A 15,296-nucleotide genomic window follows, 5' to 3' on the forward strand; every position below is an offset into this window, starting at 1 on the left:
TCAACGGTGCTTGATATGCGAGGATCGGGCCATGGACGCCGATTCGGGCACGGCTTGGGTGTATCGCGGTTTACGGATCGCCTTCGGTGTGCTCGGCGCCGTGGCGCTGGCCTGGATCCCGCTGCGGAACCTGCACGAGGCGACGTTCTCGCCGGGAAACTACTTCAGCTTCTTCACCATTCAATCGAATGTGCTCGGTGTGCTGGTGTTGCTGATCGGCGGTCTACTCGACCCGCACGGCCGCCGCTGGGAGATAGTGCGCGGCGCGAGTGCGCTGTATCTGCTCATCACCGGCGTGATCTACGCGGTGCTGCTGGCCAATATTGATGTGATGCTCACCGATCGCTGGATCAACGACATCATGCATCGGGTCATGCCGATCGTGATGGTCGCGGACTGGGTGCTGATCCCGGCCCGCCAGCGACTCACGCTCGCGCCGCGCCTGGTCTGTCTCTGGCTTATCTATCCACTGATCTACGGCATCTACACCCTGATTCGCGGACCGATCGTCGATTGGTATCCGTACCCCTTCATCGACCCTCGGCACCAGGGCTACGTCTCGCTGGCGATCGGTTTGATCGTGCTCACCGGCGTCTTCACCCTCCTGGCCGTGGCCATAGCGGCCGTCGGCGGACTGGCTCGCCGCCGAACGCCGTGAGCTCACCGAACGGGATCGCACGGCGGCGCGTCTCGAAGTGTGCCGCGATCATGTCCCGGTCGCTGCCCGCGCAGACGTGTTGATGGCCATACGGGTCATCGGGCAGGATGGTATTCGGCCTGGTGGGGCAGGTTTTGCGGGGATAGCTGAACAGGTAAGCCGTCGGCGCGATTCGGAGGGCGACACCTTCCTCCGGTAAAGGTGGACACATGAACTCGCTATGGCATGGATTTGCCGATATGGGTGCGGTCGAGCGGGACGGCGCGTTCGTCGTCGCCCGTGGCGAGGGCGCCTACATCTACGACGCCGACGACAACCGCTACCTGGACGCGACGGCGGGGCTCTGGTTCACCAACGTCGGCCACGGCCGCGGCGAGATCGCCGACGCGGTCGCCGCGCAGCTGCGCCAGATCGCGCACTACTCCAACTTCGGTGATTTCGCCGAACCGGCCACCCAGCAGCTCGCCGAGCGGTTGTCCGCGCTGGCACCGGTGCCGGGCAGCAAGATCTTTTTCACCTCCGGCGGCTCGGACTCGGTGGACACCGCCGCCAAGCTCGCCCGCCGCTACTGGCACGAGCTCGGCAAGCCGGACAAGACCATCGTGGTCGGGCGGCAGAAGGCCTACCACGGCATGCACGTCGCGGGCACCGCGCTGGCGGGCATCCCGGTCAACCGCGAGGGCTACGGCGAGTTCATGGCCGACGCGCGCACCATCGAATGGGATGACCCCAAGTCGCTGCTCGCGTTGATCGAGGAGATCGGTGCCGACCGCATCGCCGCGTTCTTCTGCGAGCCGATCATCGGCGCGGGCGGCATCTACCTGCCGCCGGACGGCTACCTCGCCGAGGTGCGCCGCATCTGCCGCGAGCACGACATCCTGTTCGTCGTCGACGAGGTCGTCACCGGCTTCGGCCGGATCGGCGGATCGTGGTTCGCCTCCTCCCGCTTCGACCTGCAGCCGGACCTGATGACCACCGCCAAGGGGCTCACCTCCGGCTACGTCCCGATGGGTGCGGTCTTCATCGCGCCGCACATCGCCGAGCCGTTCTTCGCGGGTGGCGTCTGGTGGCGGCACGGGTACACCTACGGCGGGCACGCGGGTGCCGCCGCAGCCGCGCTGGCCAACCTGGACATCGTCGAGCGGGAGAACCTCCTCGACGAGTCGGCCCGGCTGGAAGCCACGTTGCACGAAAAGCTCGCCCCGCTGGCCGAACACCCGCGCGTCGCCGAAGTGCGCAGCGGGCTCGGTGCGGTCGCCGCGGTCCAGCTGGTCGATCCGGCCGAAGGTCTTCCGATGGTGAAAACCCTGCGTGCTCATGGCGTTTCGAGTCGCGCCGCGGGCCAGGGTGCCATGCAGATCTCGCCGTCGTTCGTGATGACCGACGAGCAGGTCGATGAGATGGTCGAAGGCTTCACCCGCGCTCTCGGGTGAGCGTCCGCACGCCCGCTGATCTACCGCACGCCCACTGATCGGCGGCACGCTTTCTGATTCCCGCACCGGAAATCGGCTACGAATCTCGGTGCGGGAACCAGGAGGCTGTCTTGCTCAGAGCGCGCGCGTCATGAAGCGGCTGTACGGGTCGAGGACGTAGTCACCGAAGGGCTCGCAGAACTCGAAACCGTGTGCGGCGTAGAGCCTCTGGGCCGGGATGAAGAAGTCCTGAGTGCCCGTCTCCAGGCTCACCCGCCGGTACCCTCGGGCGGTCGCCTCGGACAGTAAATGGCGCAACAGAGTTGACGCGATGCCGCGGCGCTTGTGCGTCGCGGCGGTGCGCATGGACTTGATCTCGGCGTGCTCGTCGTCGAGGTGCTCGAGCGCGGCGCACCCGGCCAGCGTGTCGCCGTCCCAGCCGCTCCACAAGGTGATCTCCGGACGGCGCAGCGCGTCCAGGTCGAGCGCGTGCATGCTCTCGGCAGGGGATTGCGCGCCCAATTCGGACAGGTGCTCGGTGAGCAGGGCGGCGATCTCGGGCCCGGAGAGGTCGTCCAGGACTATGCGCAGCGCGGTCGAGCCCGCGGTAGCAGACTGGTCGGTGTTGCTAGACATTTGTACATAGTGCATCGTCTCGCGGCCTCATGATCACTCGACGGACCCGGATCGACGCGCTTTACTGAGAGGGCACTTGCCCGCACTTGCTCGGTGGACGTCGCCGTCCGGCCCAGGGGGTCTGAATCATGAAGCTCGCCAAGGTCGCAACGCTGGCGGCGGGCGCCGCTCGCCGCGCCGCCGACGAAACCTATTACGCCACACTGGCCGTTCGCGCCGGCTTGGTGACCCCGGAACGGCCCGATCGGCTCGCCAAGATGGCCGCGGCGGTCTACCGATTCGGCATGCTCGGCGCGATCCCGTCGGTGGCCGCCCAGCGCTATCGGGACCGCACGGCGCTCATCGACGAACTGGGTTCGCTCACCTTTCGCGAACTCGACGACCACACCAGCGCGCTGGCCAACGCCTGGCGGGCGCGCGGCCTGCGCGACGGTGAGGTGGTGGCGATCCTTGCCCGCAACCATCGCGGCTTCCACTACGCGGTGTTCGCCGCGGCGAAGTGTGGCGCGCGAATCGTGTTGCTGAACACCGATTTCGCGGGCCCGCAGCTGCGTGAGGTGGTGGCCAGGGAGGGTGCCGACCTGCTGGTGTTCGACGAGGAGTACCGGGAGATGCTCGGCGACCTCACCCCGCCGCGCGGCCGCTACCGCGCCTGGGCCGAGCAGCCCGGCGTCGACACCCTGGCGAACCTGATCGCGGGTGCGACCCGCTCGACGCCGCGGCGGGCGACCACCACCGCGAAGGTCATCCTGCTGACCAGCGGGACGACCGGCACCCCGAAGGGCGCGCCGCGCAGCGATCCGACCTCGCTGGCGCCGCTCGGCGCGATCCTCGACAAGGTGCCGTTCCGGGCCCGGCAGATCACCGAATGCCCGGCCCCGCTGTTCCATACGCTCGGCTTCGCGCACATGTTCATCGCGCTCGGCTTCGGTTCGACGCTGGTGATCCGGCGCCGGTTCGATCCGAGGGTGGTGCTGGACAGCCTGCACCGGCATCGCGCCACCGCCCTGGTGGTGGTACCGGTGATGCTGCGGCGGATGGTCGATCTCGGTCCGGAAGCCTTTGCGGGACATGATTTCTCCGCGCTGCGGATCATCTTCGTCGCCGGATCGCAGCTGGGTGCCGACCTGTGCGTCAAGGTGACCGAGGCCTTCGGTCCGGTGGTCTACAACCTGTACGGGTCCACCGAGGTGGCCTACGCGACCATCGCCACCCCCGCCGATCTGGCGGTCGAACCGGGGTGTGTGGGTGGCACGGTATCGAGCGCGATCGTGAAGATCCTCGACGAGCACGGTGCGGAGCTGCCCCCGGGTCAGACCGGTCGTATCTTCGTGGGCAACAACTTTCAGTTCGACGGCTACACCGGCGGCGGCGACAAGGCGCGCGTCGGCAAGCTGATGTCGTCCGGCGACGTCGGTCATTTCGACAGTGCGGGAAGGCTTTTTATCGACGGCCGGGACGACGACATGATCGTTTCCGGTGGTGAGAACGTCTTCCCCAGCGAGGTCGAGGAGTTGCTTTCCGCGCATCCCGCGGTCGCGGAGGTGAGCGCCTTCGGCGTGGACGACGACCGGTACGGGCAGCGGTTGCGCGCGGTGATCGTTGTGCGGGAGGGGTATTCGCTCGCCGAGGACGAGGTGCGTGAGCACGTCAAGGCGCATCTGGCTCGTTTCAAGGTGCCGCGCGATGTCGTGTTCATCGATGAACTGCCGCGCAACCCGACCGGGAAGGTGCTCAAACGCGTACTGCGCGAACTCTGATCAGTGCTGCCCGTTGCGGGTGAACATGCGGCGCAGCATTCCGCCAGGCGGGCGCAGCGCGGCACGCAGTGCGCTGGCCGGCGGCACGCTGATCAGGCCGCCGCGCTGGTGCAGGACGCAATCGACCACGGCGTCGGCGACGGCCTCCGGGTCCGCGAGCGACCCCGAGGACACGGTGCTGACCGTCACGCCCTTGTCCGCGAGTTCCAGGTCGAGTGCCGCGCCGAGACCGACCACGCCGCGCTTGGTCGCGCAATACACCGCGACGCCGAGCGCGGCGGGCACCCCGGCCGCCGTGCCGATGTTCACGATCTGGCCGTGCCCCTGACTGATGAATCGTTCTGCGGCCAGCCGGGTTCCGATGATCACCGCGCGCAGGTTGATATCGATCTGCAGGTCCGACTCGGCCTCCGATTCCGCGAGGAACGGGCCGGACGGCATCACGTCGACGGCGTTCACCACCACGTCGAGGCCGCCGAGTTTACGTTCGGCGAAGGTGAGGAAGCTCCCGAAACGGGCGCTGTCGGTGACGTCGAGCGCCAGCCCGATCGCCGTGCCCGCGTGCGTCCGGGCGAGTTGATCGGCGACCGCGCGCACCGCCCCCACGTCCACGTCGCCGATGACGACATCGGCCCCCTTTGTCAGGAACGCCAACGCGGTTTCGCGTCCGATGCCGTGCGCGCCCCCGGTGATCGCGACCCGTTTGCCAGCGAGTGTCTTCCGAGACATATGATTTCGCCTGCCTTAGTCTCTTTCCAACGCTAGATGGTCGCCGGCAGGCGTTCCATGCGATATCGGGTCAGCACTTTGCGCAATCCGGCCAGGGTGGTCGGTTTCGTGTTGTCCATGCGGACTTCGGCCGAGAAGGTTGCGGAGAGCGGCCACGTCGAACCGGTCGGACGGTTTTATTTCTCGGTCCGAACCCCTTTGGGAGAGCGGAACATACGATCTCCGGCCAAAAACCTTGCGCATATCGGCCATAGCAAGCAACGATGGATGAGTGGCCTCATGGGAGTGGCGGCGGTCGGTGACACACGCGGTGATCCTCGTCGAGCTAGGGGAAGATCACGGTCTCACCCAGAATCAGTGCCTGCGTGGCACTGATCTGGATCCTCGGGTGCTGAAGACACCCGGTGCGGAAATCACGGCCGCGCAAGAACTCGGTATTGTCCGCAACATCGTCACGCTGCTCGACGACAAGCCTGGCCTCGGCTTCGAAGCGGGCACCCGCACCCACATCACCACCCTCGGCGTGTTCGCCCTCGCCGTGCTCAGCAGTCCGACGATGCGACAGGCCATCGACGTCGCCATGCGGTACTTCAGCCTGATGACCTCGTTCTCCCGCGCCTGGCACGTCTACCGGGGCGAGGAGATCTGGCTCTACGGCGACGACCGTGAGTTGCCCGCCGAATTGCGCGGCTTCCTGGCCGAACGCGACGTGTCCGCGCTGCTGACGAACTGGTTTCTGGTGTTCGGCGTGCCGCCGCCGGTGCTGCGCGTCGAGGTCGCGGGCGGGCTGCGGCCGCGGCTGGCGCCGATCTTCGACCAATTCGAGATCCCCAGCAGCGACTCGGCGGAACTGCAGACCGCGGTCTTCGACGCCACCGGCATCGATGAGCCGATGCCGCAGGCCAGTCCACTCACCGCGCAACTGTTCGAGGAGCAATGTGACGACCTGCTGCAGCGTCGCGGCCTGCGCCAAGGCGTGGCCGGTTCGGTGCGGTCGATGCTGATGCATCAGATGAACGGCAGGCTCAGTCAGGAAGACGTCGCGGCCGGGCTGCACATGAGCCTGCGCACCATGCGTAGGCGGTTGGCCGACGAGGGTACGTCCTACCGTCAGCTCTGCGCCGAAACCTTCGGCACGCTCGCCGAGGAACTGCTCTCGACCGGTCTCACCGTCGAGGACGTCGCCTACCGGATGGGATACTCGGGCGCGCCGAGCTTTTCGAACGCGTTCAAGCAGTGGCGTGGGGTTTCGCCGGGGCGATTCGCGCGCTCGGCCGTTGATCGATACCGGCAGACGGTGCCGCACTGAGCGTGCGTGGCGGGCGAAAAGGGCACCCTTGCCGTTATCGGGTGCGAGCATAGAACGGGCAGGTCCACGGTCGCCGCGACGAGAGGTGGTGGGGTGTGGCGCAGTTCGTGCAGGAGCACGCCGCATTGCGGTGGTCGGTGGTGGTGGCGTTTCTGATCGCGGGTGCGATCGTGCTCGGGAGGCTGGCCGCGCCCGTTCGGCTCGTCGCCGAAGCTGAACCATCCGGCGCGGTGGATCACGGTTGGCGGCAAGGGGATTCGACGCCTGTCGGCCCGATTACCGCCGGGTATCACGAGTCCGATGCCGCGCACCTGATCATGTGCCTGGTGATGCTCGCGATGCTGGTGTTTCCGACAGGGGCGAGCCCGTCGGCGGTGCGTGGAGTGCTCACCGCGATGATCGTGGTCTTCGCGGCCTTGCTGGTGAGTCGAATCTCGGCTTGGCACAGCGCGCCTGACACCACGCCGGTGGAGCTGCTCGTGCCGCTGGGCTACCACACGGTAACCGCCGCCGCCATGCTGTACGCCATGTCCGGGCACGCGATGTCGGGTCATACCGGTGGGCCCGGCACGATTCCGGCGCTCGGTCTCGCCGCGGTGTTCGCCGCGGACGCGCTGCTGGTAGCGCTCGCGGTCGGCCGTCCAGTCGATGACACGCCCGGCTACCTGGGCATTCTGCTGCGCTCCGGTGGGTGTGTCGCGGCACTGACCGGTCCGCGACGGCGGTCCGCGCTGGTGCCGCATGTGGTCATGGATCTCGGCACGGCCTACATGCTGATCGCGGCAGTTTCGAGTTGACCGGCGTCGCGGACCAATCCGCGCGCCAACTCATACCGAACCCCTGTCTATGCAGGCAGCGATTCGGCGATGACGGAGCACGTTCTTGCATCAGCCCATCGATGTGTCGACCCGGCGCCGGGTGCCGCACGGGATGAGCCGTTACGCCTGTGCGTGCTGCCCAGCGAGCTCGACCGACACCGATCCGCACTGGCCGGCCGACTCGCCGCACTGCTCGCGGCAACCGGAACGGGGGACCGCGCCGCGTTCACCGAGTTCTATCGGCTCACCAGCTCGCGGGTCTTCGGGCTCGCCGTGCGCATCCTGCACAGTCGTGCCACCGCCGAGGAAGTCACCCAAGAGGTGTATCTCCAGGTGTGGTCGACCGCCGACCACTACGACACCGCGTTGTCGAGCCCGGTCGGCTGGCTCATGATGCTCGCGCACCGCCGCGCCGTCGACCGGGTGCGCGCGGAAGCCGCCGCCGCGGTCAGCGACCAGACCTCCGCACACGCGGGCCGCGATTACGACGTCGTCGCCGAATCGGTGGCGGAGCAGGCGGTCCTCGGTTACCTGGACGTGCTGACCGCGACGCAGCGTGCGGCGATCGCCCTCGCCTACTACACCGGACGGACGTACCGTGAAGTCGCAGACCAGCTATCGGTGCCGTTACCCACCATCAAGACGCGCATCCGTGATGGGCTGAAGAGACTGGAGAAATGCTTGTCCGGAGAAGGCGCCGATGGCTGAGAACCCCCCGCGGTCCGACGCGGAACTGCTCGACCTGGCGTACCCGTGCGCGTTGGACGCGGTCGGTGATATCGAACGCCGACACATCGAGGAAAGACTGGCGAAGGCTGATCCCGCTGTGCGGCAAGCGTTCTCGGAGACGGTGCAACGGATGCACGAGGTGATGGCGCGGGTCGCCGAACTCGACTCGCAGTCGCCGCCGCCGGAGTTGGAGTCCCGGATTCTGGCGGCGCTGCCCGACGACGGGCGCCCTGAACTTCCCTCTGCGTGGCAGCGGCGGACGCGCTGGGCGGTGCCGGTGGCCGCCGCGGCGTGCCTGGTTATCGGTGGCAGCGTGATCGCGGACCGGATCGATGCGCCGCCGCCCGGAGTGCCTGGCGCGGAGCAGGTGCACCGGCAGCCGGACGCGCGCACGGTGACCAAGCCGGTCACCGGTGGCGGCACCGTCGTGGTGGAATTCTCGCCACAGCAACGGCTCGCGGTGATCGCGTTCGATGGAGTGGCCAAACCGCCGTCCGGGCGGGTGTATCAGGTGTGGCTGGTGCCGCCCGGTGCGGGGGCGAAGGCGCGGTCGGCGGGGGTGCTCGACGGATTGCCTTCGGCTGCAAAGCCTTTCGTTACGGCCTTCGACTTTGGTGAGACATTGGCGGTTACTGTCGAACCACCTGGTGGCTCTCCGGGGCCCACGACTGCCCCGATCACCGGGGTGCCGCTGCCCTGAGCTCGATTGCTTTGTGTTCCTGCGCTGTACCGCCCTGTGCGACAGGCGATTCGGCGGCGAAGTGCGACGCCCCGCCGCCGATCGGGTGCCTGTGGTGCGCTCAGATCTCCACTGATTGGTCGGCGACGACGCGGCCGCCGAGGCGGACCCAGCCATCGGAATCCCAGGCGGTGAAGAGCTGGGATCCCTTGCCCTGGGTGATGACCAAGCCGCGGCGCAGCAGTGCGGTGATGGCGACGGCCGCGGCGCCGGTGGCCTCGTCCTCGGCGATTCCCAAGGTGGGCGCGAACATTCGCGAGCGCAGGACGCCGCGGTTCTCGTCGGTCCATGCCCAGAAGTAGTGCGGGCCGCCGGTGAAGTCGTCGGGGCGCAGGGCGGTCAGTTCGTCGATATCGGCGAGCTGATGGAAAGTGAAGTCTGGTGCCCATTCGCCGCGCGCGGTGATCCAGGTGAGGCCCTCGGACAGCTCGACCGCGACCGGTCCCGCCGGGACGGTCAGCCGTCGTACCGGCTTGCCCTGCTCGGCGAACCACCAGGCGGTGCCCACCGACGGGTGGCCGGCGAACGGCAGCTCCACGGCGGGGGTGTAGATCCGCACCCGCGCGATCTCGTCGACCGGGTCTTCGACGACGACGGTCTCGCTGTATCCGGCCTTCGCCGCGAGCGCCTGCCGGTCGGCTTCGGCCACGTCCGCGGCCCGCGCGATCCCCAGTTCGTTGCCGAATCGCCCGGCGGAATCGGTGAAAACTCGCACTACGTCAAGCTGTGTGCCCATGGTTGCCGAGACTACTATCCGATGCCGACACCGAACTGTCGCGTAGCGCACACAGAGTGTTCGTCGCAGCGTCAACGCTGGTCAGCCGGGCATGAAAGAGGCCGCCGACGGTCCGCTGGGCGGACTCGTCGACGGCCTCGATTCGATTGCTCAGACCGTGGCGGCGGCAAGCGTTTCGGTTGACTCCACTGCCTGGCCGACACCGGCGACGATCGCGGCCGCGCGCAGCGACTCGAAGGTCACCTCACGGGACACGCCCGCCTCACGCAGCGTGTGCTCGTGCGCCTCCAGGCAATGCCCGCAGCCGTTGATCGAGGACACCGCGAACGACCACAGCTCGAAATCGGCCTTGTCGACCCCGGGGGTACCGATGATCTGCATGCGCAGACCGGCCCGCAGGTCGTCGTAGCGCCCGCCGAGGAACGCCTTGCCCCGGTAGAACACATTGTTCATGCCCATGATCGAGGCGGCGCCGAGCGCGGCGTTGTACGCCTGCTCGGACAGCACGTCCGCGGCTTCCTCGGCGATCTCGCGCAGCGTGGTCGCCGACCGGGTGGCGGCAGCCGACGCCAGCAGGGTGCCCCACAGCTGCTGTTCGTTCAGCACGGTGGTGCGCGCAAGCGATGACAGATTGAGCTTGAGGTCCTTGGCGTACTCGGGGAGGGAGTTCTTCAGGTTCTCAACACTCATGTATCTCTATCCTCGGATCATCCCCGCCTGCGCGGGGGACGGTGAAATGGGAGTCATTCATGTACTGACGCAGCGTTTTTGGACTCAGACGCTCGCGGCGAGCAGTTCGCCCGCGTTGATGGTCGGGTCGCCCTTCTTCCAGTTGCAGGCGCACAGCTCGTCGGACTGCAGCGCGTCGAGCACCCGCAGCACCTCGTCGACGTTGCGGCCGACCGAACCCGCGGTGACCGAGACGAACTGGACCTCGTTGTTCGGGTCGACGATGAAGGTCGCCCGGTCGGCGACGCCGTCGGCGTTGAGAACGCCGGTGGCGGCGGCCAATTCGCGCTTGAGGTCGGACAGGATCGGGAACGGCAGGGTCTTCAGGTCCTCGTGCTGTGCACGCCACTGGAAGTGCACGAACTCGTTGTCGACCGAGGCGCCGAGCACCTGCGCGTCACGGTCCGCGAATTCCTCGTTGAGCTTGCCGAACGCGGCGATCTCCGTCGGGCACACGAAGGTGAAGTCCTTCGGCCAGAAGAAGACGATCCGCCACTTGCCCGCGTGATCGTCGCTGGTGATCTGGGTGAAGTAATCGTCAGGCTGCTGAGCGTCGACCTTGGACAGATCACCACCGATGACAGCGGTGAGGTTGTATGCCGGGAATTGGTCGCCGATGGTCAGCAAGGCCATGCCTAATCTCCTCGTTCTGGGTGGGTTTGCTAGCACTGTGCAGAAAAGCAGAAAAGCTCCCTTGCGATCTTGCCGAAGGGCTGGTGAAAGGTAAAGGTGATCAGTCGCACTACACTGATAGCCGTGACCGATCAGACTTATCAGCCGACCCTGTCACAGCTGCGTGCGTTCGTGGCGGTCGCGGAATATCGCCACTTCGGCACTGCCGCAGCGCGGCTCAGTGTGAGCCAGCCCACGCTATCGCAGGCGCTCGCGGCGCTTGAACACGGGCTCGGGCTACAACTGATCGAGCGAAGCACGCGGCGGGTTCTGGTCACCGCCGCGGGGATGCGGTTGCTGCCCAAGGCGATGGCGACGCTCGAGGCGGCCGATCGTTTCGTGGCGTCGGCGACCGGGGACGGTCTCGGGGGCACCTTGCGCATAGGCATCATTCCGACGGTTGCTCCGTATGTGCTACCAGGTCTTCTTCCGGAGTTGCAGAAGAAGTTACCCACGCTCCACCCGCAGGTGATCGAGGACCAGACCGCGCGACTGCTGGACGGTCTGCGCACCGGCGTGCTCGACGTCGCACTGCTCGCGTTGCCGACCGACATTCCCGGTCTGGTCGAGATCCCGCTCTATACCGAGGAATTCGTGTTGGTGACACCGCGCGGCCACGAACTGGCCGGCCGCACCGACCTCGCCCCGTCCGTCCTCGACTCGCTGCCCCTGCTGCTGCTCGACGAGGGCCACTGCCTGCGCGACCAAACCCTGGACCTGTGCCGCTCCGCCGAAATCCATCCAGCCGCGGTCGGCGACACCCGCGCCGCCTCGCTGGCGACCGTAGTGCAGTGTGTCGCAGGCGGTCTCGGCGTCACCCTCATCCCGCAGATGGCCGTCGCCGCCGAAACCGCCCGCGGCACTCTCGATACCGCCCACTTCGCCACCCCGGCACCGGGTCGCACCATCGGCCTCGCCTATCGGACGTCCACTGCCCGCGCGGAGGATTACGAGTACCTCGCCGCGATCATTCGCACCATACGGCCGGAGTAGGGCTGAAGATCTTCGCCGCCAGTCATTTTCGGCAGTGGGGCTTGCCATGATGATGGCAAAGACGGCATGAACGTGGCAGCGGGTGGCAGCGGCGGGCATGATCGAGCCGCCACACATCTGACGAAGAAGCCACCGGCGGTGTCCGCTGTTGTCGAGTTCGGGTCTACTTATGCAGCGCGCGGACCGAGCATGCGAGAGGAGACGCGGATGGACCGGCCACCGTCGAGCAGCACGCGATGCAATGCGATTGCTACACAGGGGCATTCGTTGTTCGCCTACGGGACCCTGCAGTTCCCCGAGGTACTGAAGGTCCTGATCGGCCGCGTGCCGCAGCAAACAACGGCCGCCGCCCCCGGCTGGCGAGTAGCGGCGCTACCCGGCCGCGTGTACCCAGGACTGGTCCCGCAACCGAACACTCTGGCCCACGGCATCGTGCTCCACGGCCTAACGGCCGACGAGTGGCAGATCCTCGACGCCTTCGAAGACGAATACGACCTCCGCCCAATCGATCTGGCCAACACCCCTACCCCGACCTGGACCTACATCTGGGCAGCCGCCGTATCCCAAGGCAATTGGCACCCAGACCTTTTCGCCACCACCCACCTCGCCCACTTCGTCACCCACTGCGCCGAATGGCGCGCCCACCGATAGCATGCGAACCCCCACACCGCCCCTTCTGGGAGCGGAAGGCGGCACCTTTGACGTGAGGGGGAACTGGTGTCGGGCGGCTCTCGGCCGTTGCCAGCACCAGTTCCTCGTGATCATTCGTCCAACCGTGGGCGTGCAGAGCGGATCGGACTCGGTCGAGGATTACGTGTGGGCGGTGGTGGAGGAGGGTGGCGTTGACGCGAATTACTCGCCAGCCCAGGGATTCCAGGACGGCTATGCGATCGATGTCCTTTGTGCGCTGAGTGGGGTCGGTCCAATGATGGGCGCCGTCGTATTCGACGGCGACACGCCATGTTTCCCAACCCATATCGACGCGGGCGACGAAACCGCCGTACCCATCGCGGATCACTAGTTGTGTGATGGGTCTGGGTAATCCGTCGTCGATCAGGAGAAGTCTGGTGTGCGACTCCTGAGGTGACTCGGCACCGGCATCGATCAAAGGGAGGATTGTCGACAGCCGAGCGACTCCACGCACTCCGGGATGCGCGCCGGCCACGTTGGCGACTTCCACTGGATTCAGGCCGGTGGCTGCGCTCAATGCGTCCAGGATCGGCAAGGCTTGGTCGCGAGACAACCGTCGGGCGAGATCGAATGCGGTCCGCGCCGGCGTCGTGACCCGGAAACCGTCGACCTCGCAGCATTCGGACGGTTCGAAGTCGGCGCGCACGGTGCGAATCCCGTTGGGCGGCTTGCAGTGCGACGTTCGCGCGATCTCGGCGGGCTGGTCTGGGTCCAGCCAGCGGGTGCCATGCAAAGCAGCCGCCGAGCGTCCGATCAGCACACCGGCGCCTTTCGCCCAGTGTGCTGCTGCGCGGGCGCGCCCCGCCGCGTCGAGCAGGTGCCCCTTGCGCAGGTAGACATCGGGGAATACCCGTACGAAGTTGTGCTGAAGTTCCCATCGCGTGACCAGCCCTGCGGCTGTGGCCCAAGACCCAGGAAACGGCTCATCCAAGACCCCCATGCGCCGCACTATGCCCCCGGCCACCGACATGGTTGAGCGAGGGGGAACTGGTGTCGGGAGGCTCTCGGCCGTTGCCAGCACCAGTTCCTCGTGATCATTCGTCCAGCTCTTGAGGGGGCAACTGGGGAGTGGCGTTTGTAGACGACCGGTCGTATATTGGGGGTATGGCGCGACCGCGACGGAGTGGGGACACTCGGCAGCTCTTGGTGGAGGAGGGGGCTGCTGGGTTTTTGGCTAATGGGTATCACGGGACTGGGATCAAGCAGGTTTTGGACAAGGTGGGGGTGCCTAAGGGGTCGTTTTATAACTACTTCGATAGCAAGGAAAATTTTGGGCGGGCGGTGATCGAGCATCATTCGCTGTGTGTGCAGCGGGATTTGAGTGCGGCGTTCGGAGCGGCGGCGGATCCGGTGAGCGGGTTGCGGGCGTTTTTCGGGCAGCTGAGGGATGAGTTCGTCGAGGCGGAGTTCACCGGGGGGTGCTTGATCGCGAATCTGGGTGGGGAGCTCGAAGGTAGTGAGCTGCTTCGAGAGTCGCTGTCGAGTGCGTGGGGGATGTGGCGCGATCGGGTGGCTGAGCAACTGCGGGAAGCGCAGGGGCTGGGGATGATTCGGGGAGACATCGACGCGATCGATCTGGCGGATCTGTTGCTCGAATCGTGGGAGGGGGCGGTGATCCGGATGAAGATCGATCGGACGGTGGCGCCGCTGACCAAATGTTTGGACCGTTTGCTGGGGGACTACTTCCTGCCCTGACCAGGGGCATTCTTAACAGGTTGTCTTGGCAGGCCTATATCAAGACGACCGGTCGTATCAATGAGGAGCATTTATGACGAAGACAGTGATTGTGACGGGATCCTCCAGCGGCATAGGGCGCGATATCGCCCGCGCCTTCGTGTCGCGGGGGGACAACGTGGTGCTGAACGGCCGCGACTCGGGCAGGCTCGCCGGTGTGGCCGCGGAACTCGGCGCCCCCGAGCGGGTGGCCACCTTCGCAGGCGATATCGGTTCTCCCACAACGGGTTCGGAGCTGGTGCGGGCCGCGGTCGAGCGGTTCGGCGGCGTAGACGTGCTGGTCAACAACGCCGGCATCTTCGGCGCCAAGCCGTTCGTCGACGTCACCGAGGAGGACCTCGACAGCTACTTGAACGGCAACCTGAAAGGCACGTTCTTCACCACACAAGCGGTGGTGCGGCAGTTGAAGCAGCAGGGTTCCGGCGGCAGCATCGTGAATATCGGCACGGTGCTAGTCACCCACGCCCTCGCCGGCCTACCCGCCTCCGCGGCATTGGTCAGCAAAGGCGGCGTGCACGCGCTCACCATCAGCCTCGCCGCGGAACTCGCAGCAGACGCCATCAGAGTCAACGCCGTAGCCCCCGGCATCATCCGCACCCCCCTGTTCGGAGACCGCGACGAAACTACCTCCGGCCGACTGGCTTTGCTGAATCGAATCGGTGAGGTCTCCGAAACCACCGCCGCAGTCCTGTACCTAGCGGACGCCGAATTCACCACCGGCCACATCCTCCCCATCGACGGCGGCTTCACCACCGGCCGCCCCGCCTGATGCCCCACACCAACACCAAGCCCCCCACCACACCCGACCTGACGTACGAAGCATCCTCGTGACGTAGGTTGCAACCTACGTCACGAGCGGGGACTGTGGATTTAACGGTGGTTCCGGCCCAACACGCTGATTGATGTTCAGCGGGAAGGTGCCGTGATGACGACACTTGATGCCGTGACGAGG

Annotated in this window: 17 protein-coding genes; 11 read left to right on the plus strand and 6 right to left on the minus strand. The window is 66.5% G+C overall.

What is annotated here, in order from left to right:
- The first annotated feature begins 31 nt into the window (after positions 1-31).
- On the plus strand, positions 32-658 hold the full coding sequence (locus tag ACIBCN_RS17445; RefSeq protein ID WP_396992542.1) for a Pr6Pr family membrane protein: 627 nt from the start codon (positions 32-34) through the stop codon (positions 656-658).
- A 209-nt stretch (positions 659-867) separates the two neighbouring features.
- Positions 868-2,091, plus strand: coding sequence for an aspartate aminotransferase family protein (locus ACIBCN_RS17450; RefSeq protein WP_396992543.1), 1,224 nt, complete (start codon positions 868-870; stop codon positions 2,089-2,091).
- A 114-nt stretch (positions 2,092-2,205) separates the two neighbouring features.
- On the opposite strand, the gene ACIBCN_RS17455 is transcribed toward ACIBCN_RS17450, so the two are convergent.
- Complete coding sequence (locus ACIBCN_RS17455; protein WP_396992544.1) at positions 2,206-2,706, minus strand: GNAT family N-acetyltransferase; 501 nt, start codon at positions 2,704-2,706, stop codon at positions 2,206-2,208.
- Positions 2,707-2,834: 128 nt separating this feature from the next.
- Between ACIBCN_RS17455 and ACIBCN_RS17460 the strand changes: the two genes are divergently transcribed.
- Positions 2,835-4,466: an acyl-CoA synthetase gene (locus tag ACIBCN_RS17460; RefSeq protein ID WP_396992545.1), complete on the plus strand. Its 1,632-nt coding sequence runs from the start codon at positions 2,835-2,837 to the stop codon at positions 4,464-4,466.
- Here ACIBCN_RS17460 and ACIBCN_RS17465 read toward each other — a convergent pair whose 3' ends face one another.
- The gene (locus tag ACIBCN_RS17465; protein WP_396992546.1) at positions 4,467-5,195 is read right to left on the minus strand and encodes an SDR family NAD(P)-dependent oxidoreductase; all 729 of its coding nucleotides are present in this window, start codon (positions 5,193-5,195) and stop codon (positions 4,467-4,469) included. It lies immediately after the preceding gene.
- Positions 5,196-5,466: 271 nt separating this feature from the next.
- Between ACIBCN_RS17465 and ACIBCN_RS17470 the strand changes: the two genes are divergently transcribed.
- The 4 genes from ACIBCN_RS17470 (at position 5,467) to ACIBCN_RS17485 (ending at position 8,751) form a co-directional block, all read left to right on the plus strand.
- Complete coding sequence (locus ACIBCN_RS17470) at positions 5,467-6,504, plus strand: AraC family transcriptional regulator ligand-binding domain-containing protein (protein ID WP_396992547.1); 1,038 nt, start codon at positions 5,467-5,469, stop codon at positions 6,502-6,504.
- Between the two features lie 95 nt (positions 6,505-6,599).
- A complete protein-coding gene (locus ACIBCN_RS17475) occupies positions 6,600-7,301 on the plus strand; it encodes a DUF5134 domain-containing protein (RefSeq protein WP_396992548.1) in 702 nt (233 codons plus the stop codon).
- A 69-nt stretch (positions 7,302-7,370) separates the two neighbouring features.
- The gene (locus tag ACIBCN_RS17480; protein ID WP_396992549.1) at positions 7,371-8,030 is read left to right on the plus strand and encodes a sigma-70 family RNA polymerase sigma factor; all 660 of its coding nucleotides are present in this window, start codon (positions 7,371-7,373) and stop codon (positions 8,028-8,030) included.
- Positions 8,023-8,751, plus strand: coding sequence for an anti-sigma factor domain-containing protein (locus tag ACIBCN_RS17485; protein ID WP_396992550.1), 729 nt, complete (start codon positions 8,023-8,025; stop codon positions 8,749-8,751). The genes ACIBCN_RS17480 and ACIBCN_RS17485 overlap by 8 nt, the downstream gene beginning before the upstream one ends.
- 100 nt (positions 8,752-8,851) lie before the next feature.
- Here ACIBCN_RS17485 and ACIBCN_RS17490 read toward each other — a convergent pair whose 3' ends face one another.
- The 3 genes from ACIBCN_RS17490 to ACIBCN_RS17500 all read right to left on the minus strand — a co-directional run bounded on the left by ACIBCN_RS17490 (position 8,852) and on the right by ACIBCN_RS17500 (position 10,888).
- Positions 8,852-9,526: a PhzF family phenazine biosynthesis protein gene (locus ACIBCN_RS17490; protein WP_396992551.1), complete on the minus strand. Its 675-nt coding sequence runs from the start codon at positions 9,524-9,526 to the stop codon at positions 8,852-8,854.
- Positions 9,527-9,676: 150 nt separating this feature from the next.
- On the minus strand, positions 9,677-10,216 hold the full coding sequence (locus tag ACIBCN_RS17495; protein WP_396992552.1) for a carboxymuconolactone decarboxylase family protein: 540 nt from the start codon (positions 10,214-10,216) through the stop codon (positions 9,677-9,679).
- A gap of 84 nt (positions 10,217-10,300) precedes the next feature.
- Entirely contained in the window at positions 10,301-10,888 is a 588-nt protein-coding gene (locus ACIBCN_RS17500; RefSeq protein ID WP_107658151.1) for a peroxiredoxin, read from the minus strand.
- A gap of 123 nt (positions 10,889-11,011) precedes the next feature.
- Here ACIBCN_RS17500 and ACIBCN_RS17505 point away from each other — a divergent pair, with 123 nt between their 5' ends.
- Both ACIBCN_RS17505 and ACIBCN_RS17510 read left to right on the plus strand, forming a co-directional pair.
- Complete coding sequence (locus ACIBCN_RS17505; protein WP_396992553.1) at positions 11,012-11,920, plus strand: hydrogen peroxide-inducible genes activator; 909 nt, start codon at positions 11,012-11,014, stop codon at positions 11,918-11,920.
- Between the two features lie 267 nt (positions 11,921-12,187).
- Positions 12,188-12,571 carry a gamma-glutamylcyclotransferase family protein gene (locus ACIBCN_RS17510; protein ID WP_396992554.1) on the plus strand — a complete coding sequence of 128 codons (384 nt, stop codon included), beginning with the start codon at positions 12,188-12,190 and terminating at the stop codon, positions 12,569-12,571.
- On the opposite strand, the gene ACIBCN_RS17515 is transcribed toward ACIBCN_RS17510, so the two are convergent.
- Complete coding sequence (locus ACIBCN_RS17515; RefSeq protein ID WP_396992555.1) at positions 12,537-13,550, minus strand: DUF559 domain-containing protein; 1,014 nt, start codon at positions 13,548-13,550, stop codon at positions 12,537-12,539. The genes ACIBCN_RS17510 and ACIBCN_RS17515 overlap by 35 nt on opposite strands.
- A 206-nt stretch (positions 13,551-13,756) precedes the next feature.
- On the opposite strand from ACIBCN_RS17515, the gene ACIBCN_RS17520 reads away from it, so the two are divergent.
- Together ACIBCN_RS17520 and ACIBCN_RS17525 are read left to right on the plus strand one after the other, a co-directional pair.
- On the plus strand, positions 13,757-14,305 hold the full coding sequence (locus tag ACIBCN_RS17520; RefSeq protein WP_396992606.1) for a TetR family transcriptional regulator C-terminal domain-containing protein: 549 nt from the start codon (positions 13,757-13,759) through the stop codon (positions 14,303-14,305).
- Positions 14,306-14,378: 73 nt separating this feature from the next.
- Complete coding sequence (locus ACIBCN_RS17525) at positions 14,379-15,113, plus strand: SDR family NAD(P)-dependent oxidoreductase (protein ID WP_396992556.1); 735 nt, start codon at positions 14,379-14,381, stop codon at positions 15,111-15,113.
- Positions 15,114-15,296: the final 183 nt, after the last annotated feature.

Origin of the sequence: Nocardia sp. NPDC051052, assembly GCF_044456045.1 — a bacterium.
In the GTDB taxonomy this organism is placed as follows: domain Bacteria; phylum Actinomycetota; class Actinomycetes; order Mycobacteriales; family Mycobacteriaceae; genus Nocardia.

Coding starts and splice junctions, on each gene's coding strand:
- ACIBCN_RS17500 (WP_107658151.1), bottom strand. CDS start 10,888: ATGGCCTTGCTGACCATCGGCGACCAATTCCCGGCATACAACCTCACC.
- ACIBCN_RS17515 (WP_396992555.1), bottom strand. CDS start 13,550: ATGGGGGTCTTGGATGAGCCGTTTCCTGGGTCTTGGGCCACAGCCGCA.
- ACIBCN_RS17450 (WP_396992543.1), top strand. CDS start 868: ATGAACTCGCTATGGCATGGATTTGCCGATATGGGTGCGGTCGAGCGG.
- ACIBCN_RS17485 (WP_396992550.1), top strand. CDS start 8,023: ATGGCTGAGAACCCCCCGCGGTCCGACGCGGAACTGCTCGACCTGGCG.
- ACIBCN_RS17480 (WP_396992549.1), top strand. CDS start 7,371: ATGACGGAGCACGTTCTTGCATCAGCCCATCGATGTGTCGACCCGGCG.
- ACIBCN_RS17460 (WP_396992545.1), top strand. CDS start 2,835: ATGAAGCTCGCCAAGGTCGCAACGCTGGCGGCGGGCGCCGCTCGCCGC.
- ACIBCN_RS17495 (WP_396992552.1), bottom strand. CDS start 10,216: ATGAGTGTTGAGAACCTGAAGAACTCCCTCCCCGAGTACGCCAAGGAC.
- ACIBCN_RS17490 (WP_396992551.1), bottom strand. CDS start 9,526: ATGGGCACACAGCTTGACGTAGTGCGAGTTTTCACCGATTCCGCCGGG.
- ACIBCN_RS17465 (WP_396992546.1), bottom strand. CDS start 5,195: ATGTCTCGGAAGACACTCGCTGGCAAACGGGTCGCGATCACCGGGGGC.
- ACIBCN_RS17525 (WP_396992556.1), top strand. CDS start 14,379: ATGACGAAGACAGTGATTGTGACGGGATCCTCCAGCGGCATAGGGCGC.
- ACIBCN_RS17445 (WP_396992542.1), top strand. CDS start 32: ATGGACGCCGATTCGGGCACGGCTTGGGTGTATCGCGGTTTACGGATC.
- ACIBCN_RS17455 (WP_396992544.1), bottom strand. CDS start 2,706: ATGTCTAGCAACACCGACCAGTCTGCTACCGCGGGCTCGACCGCGCTG.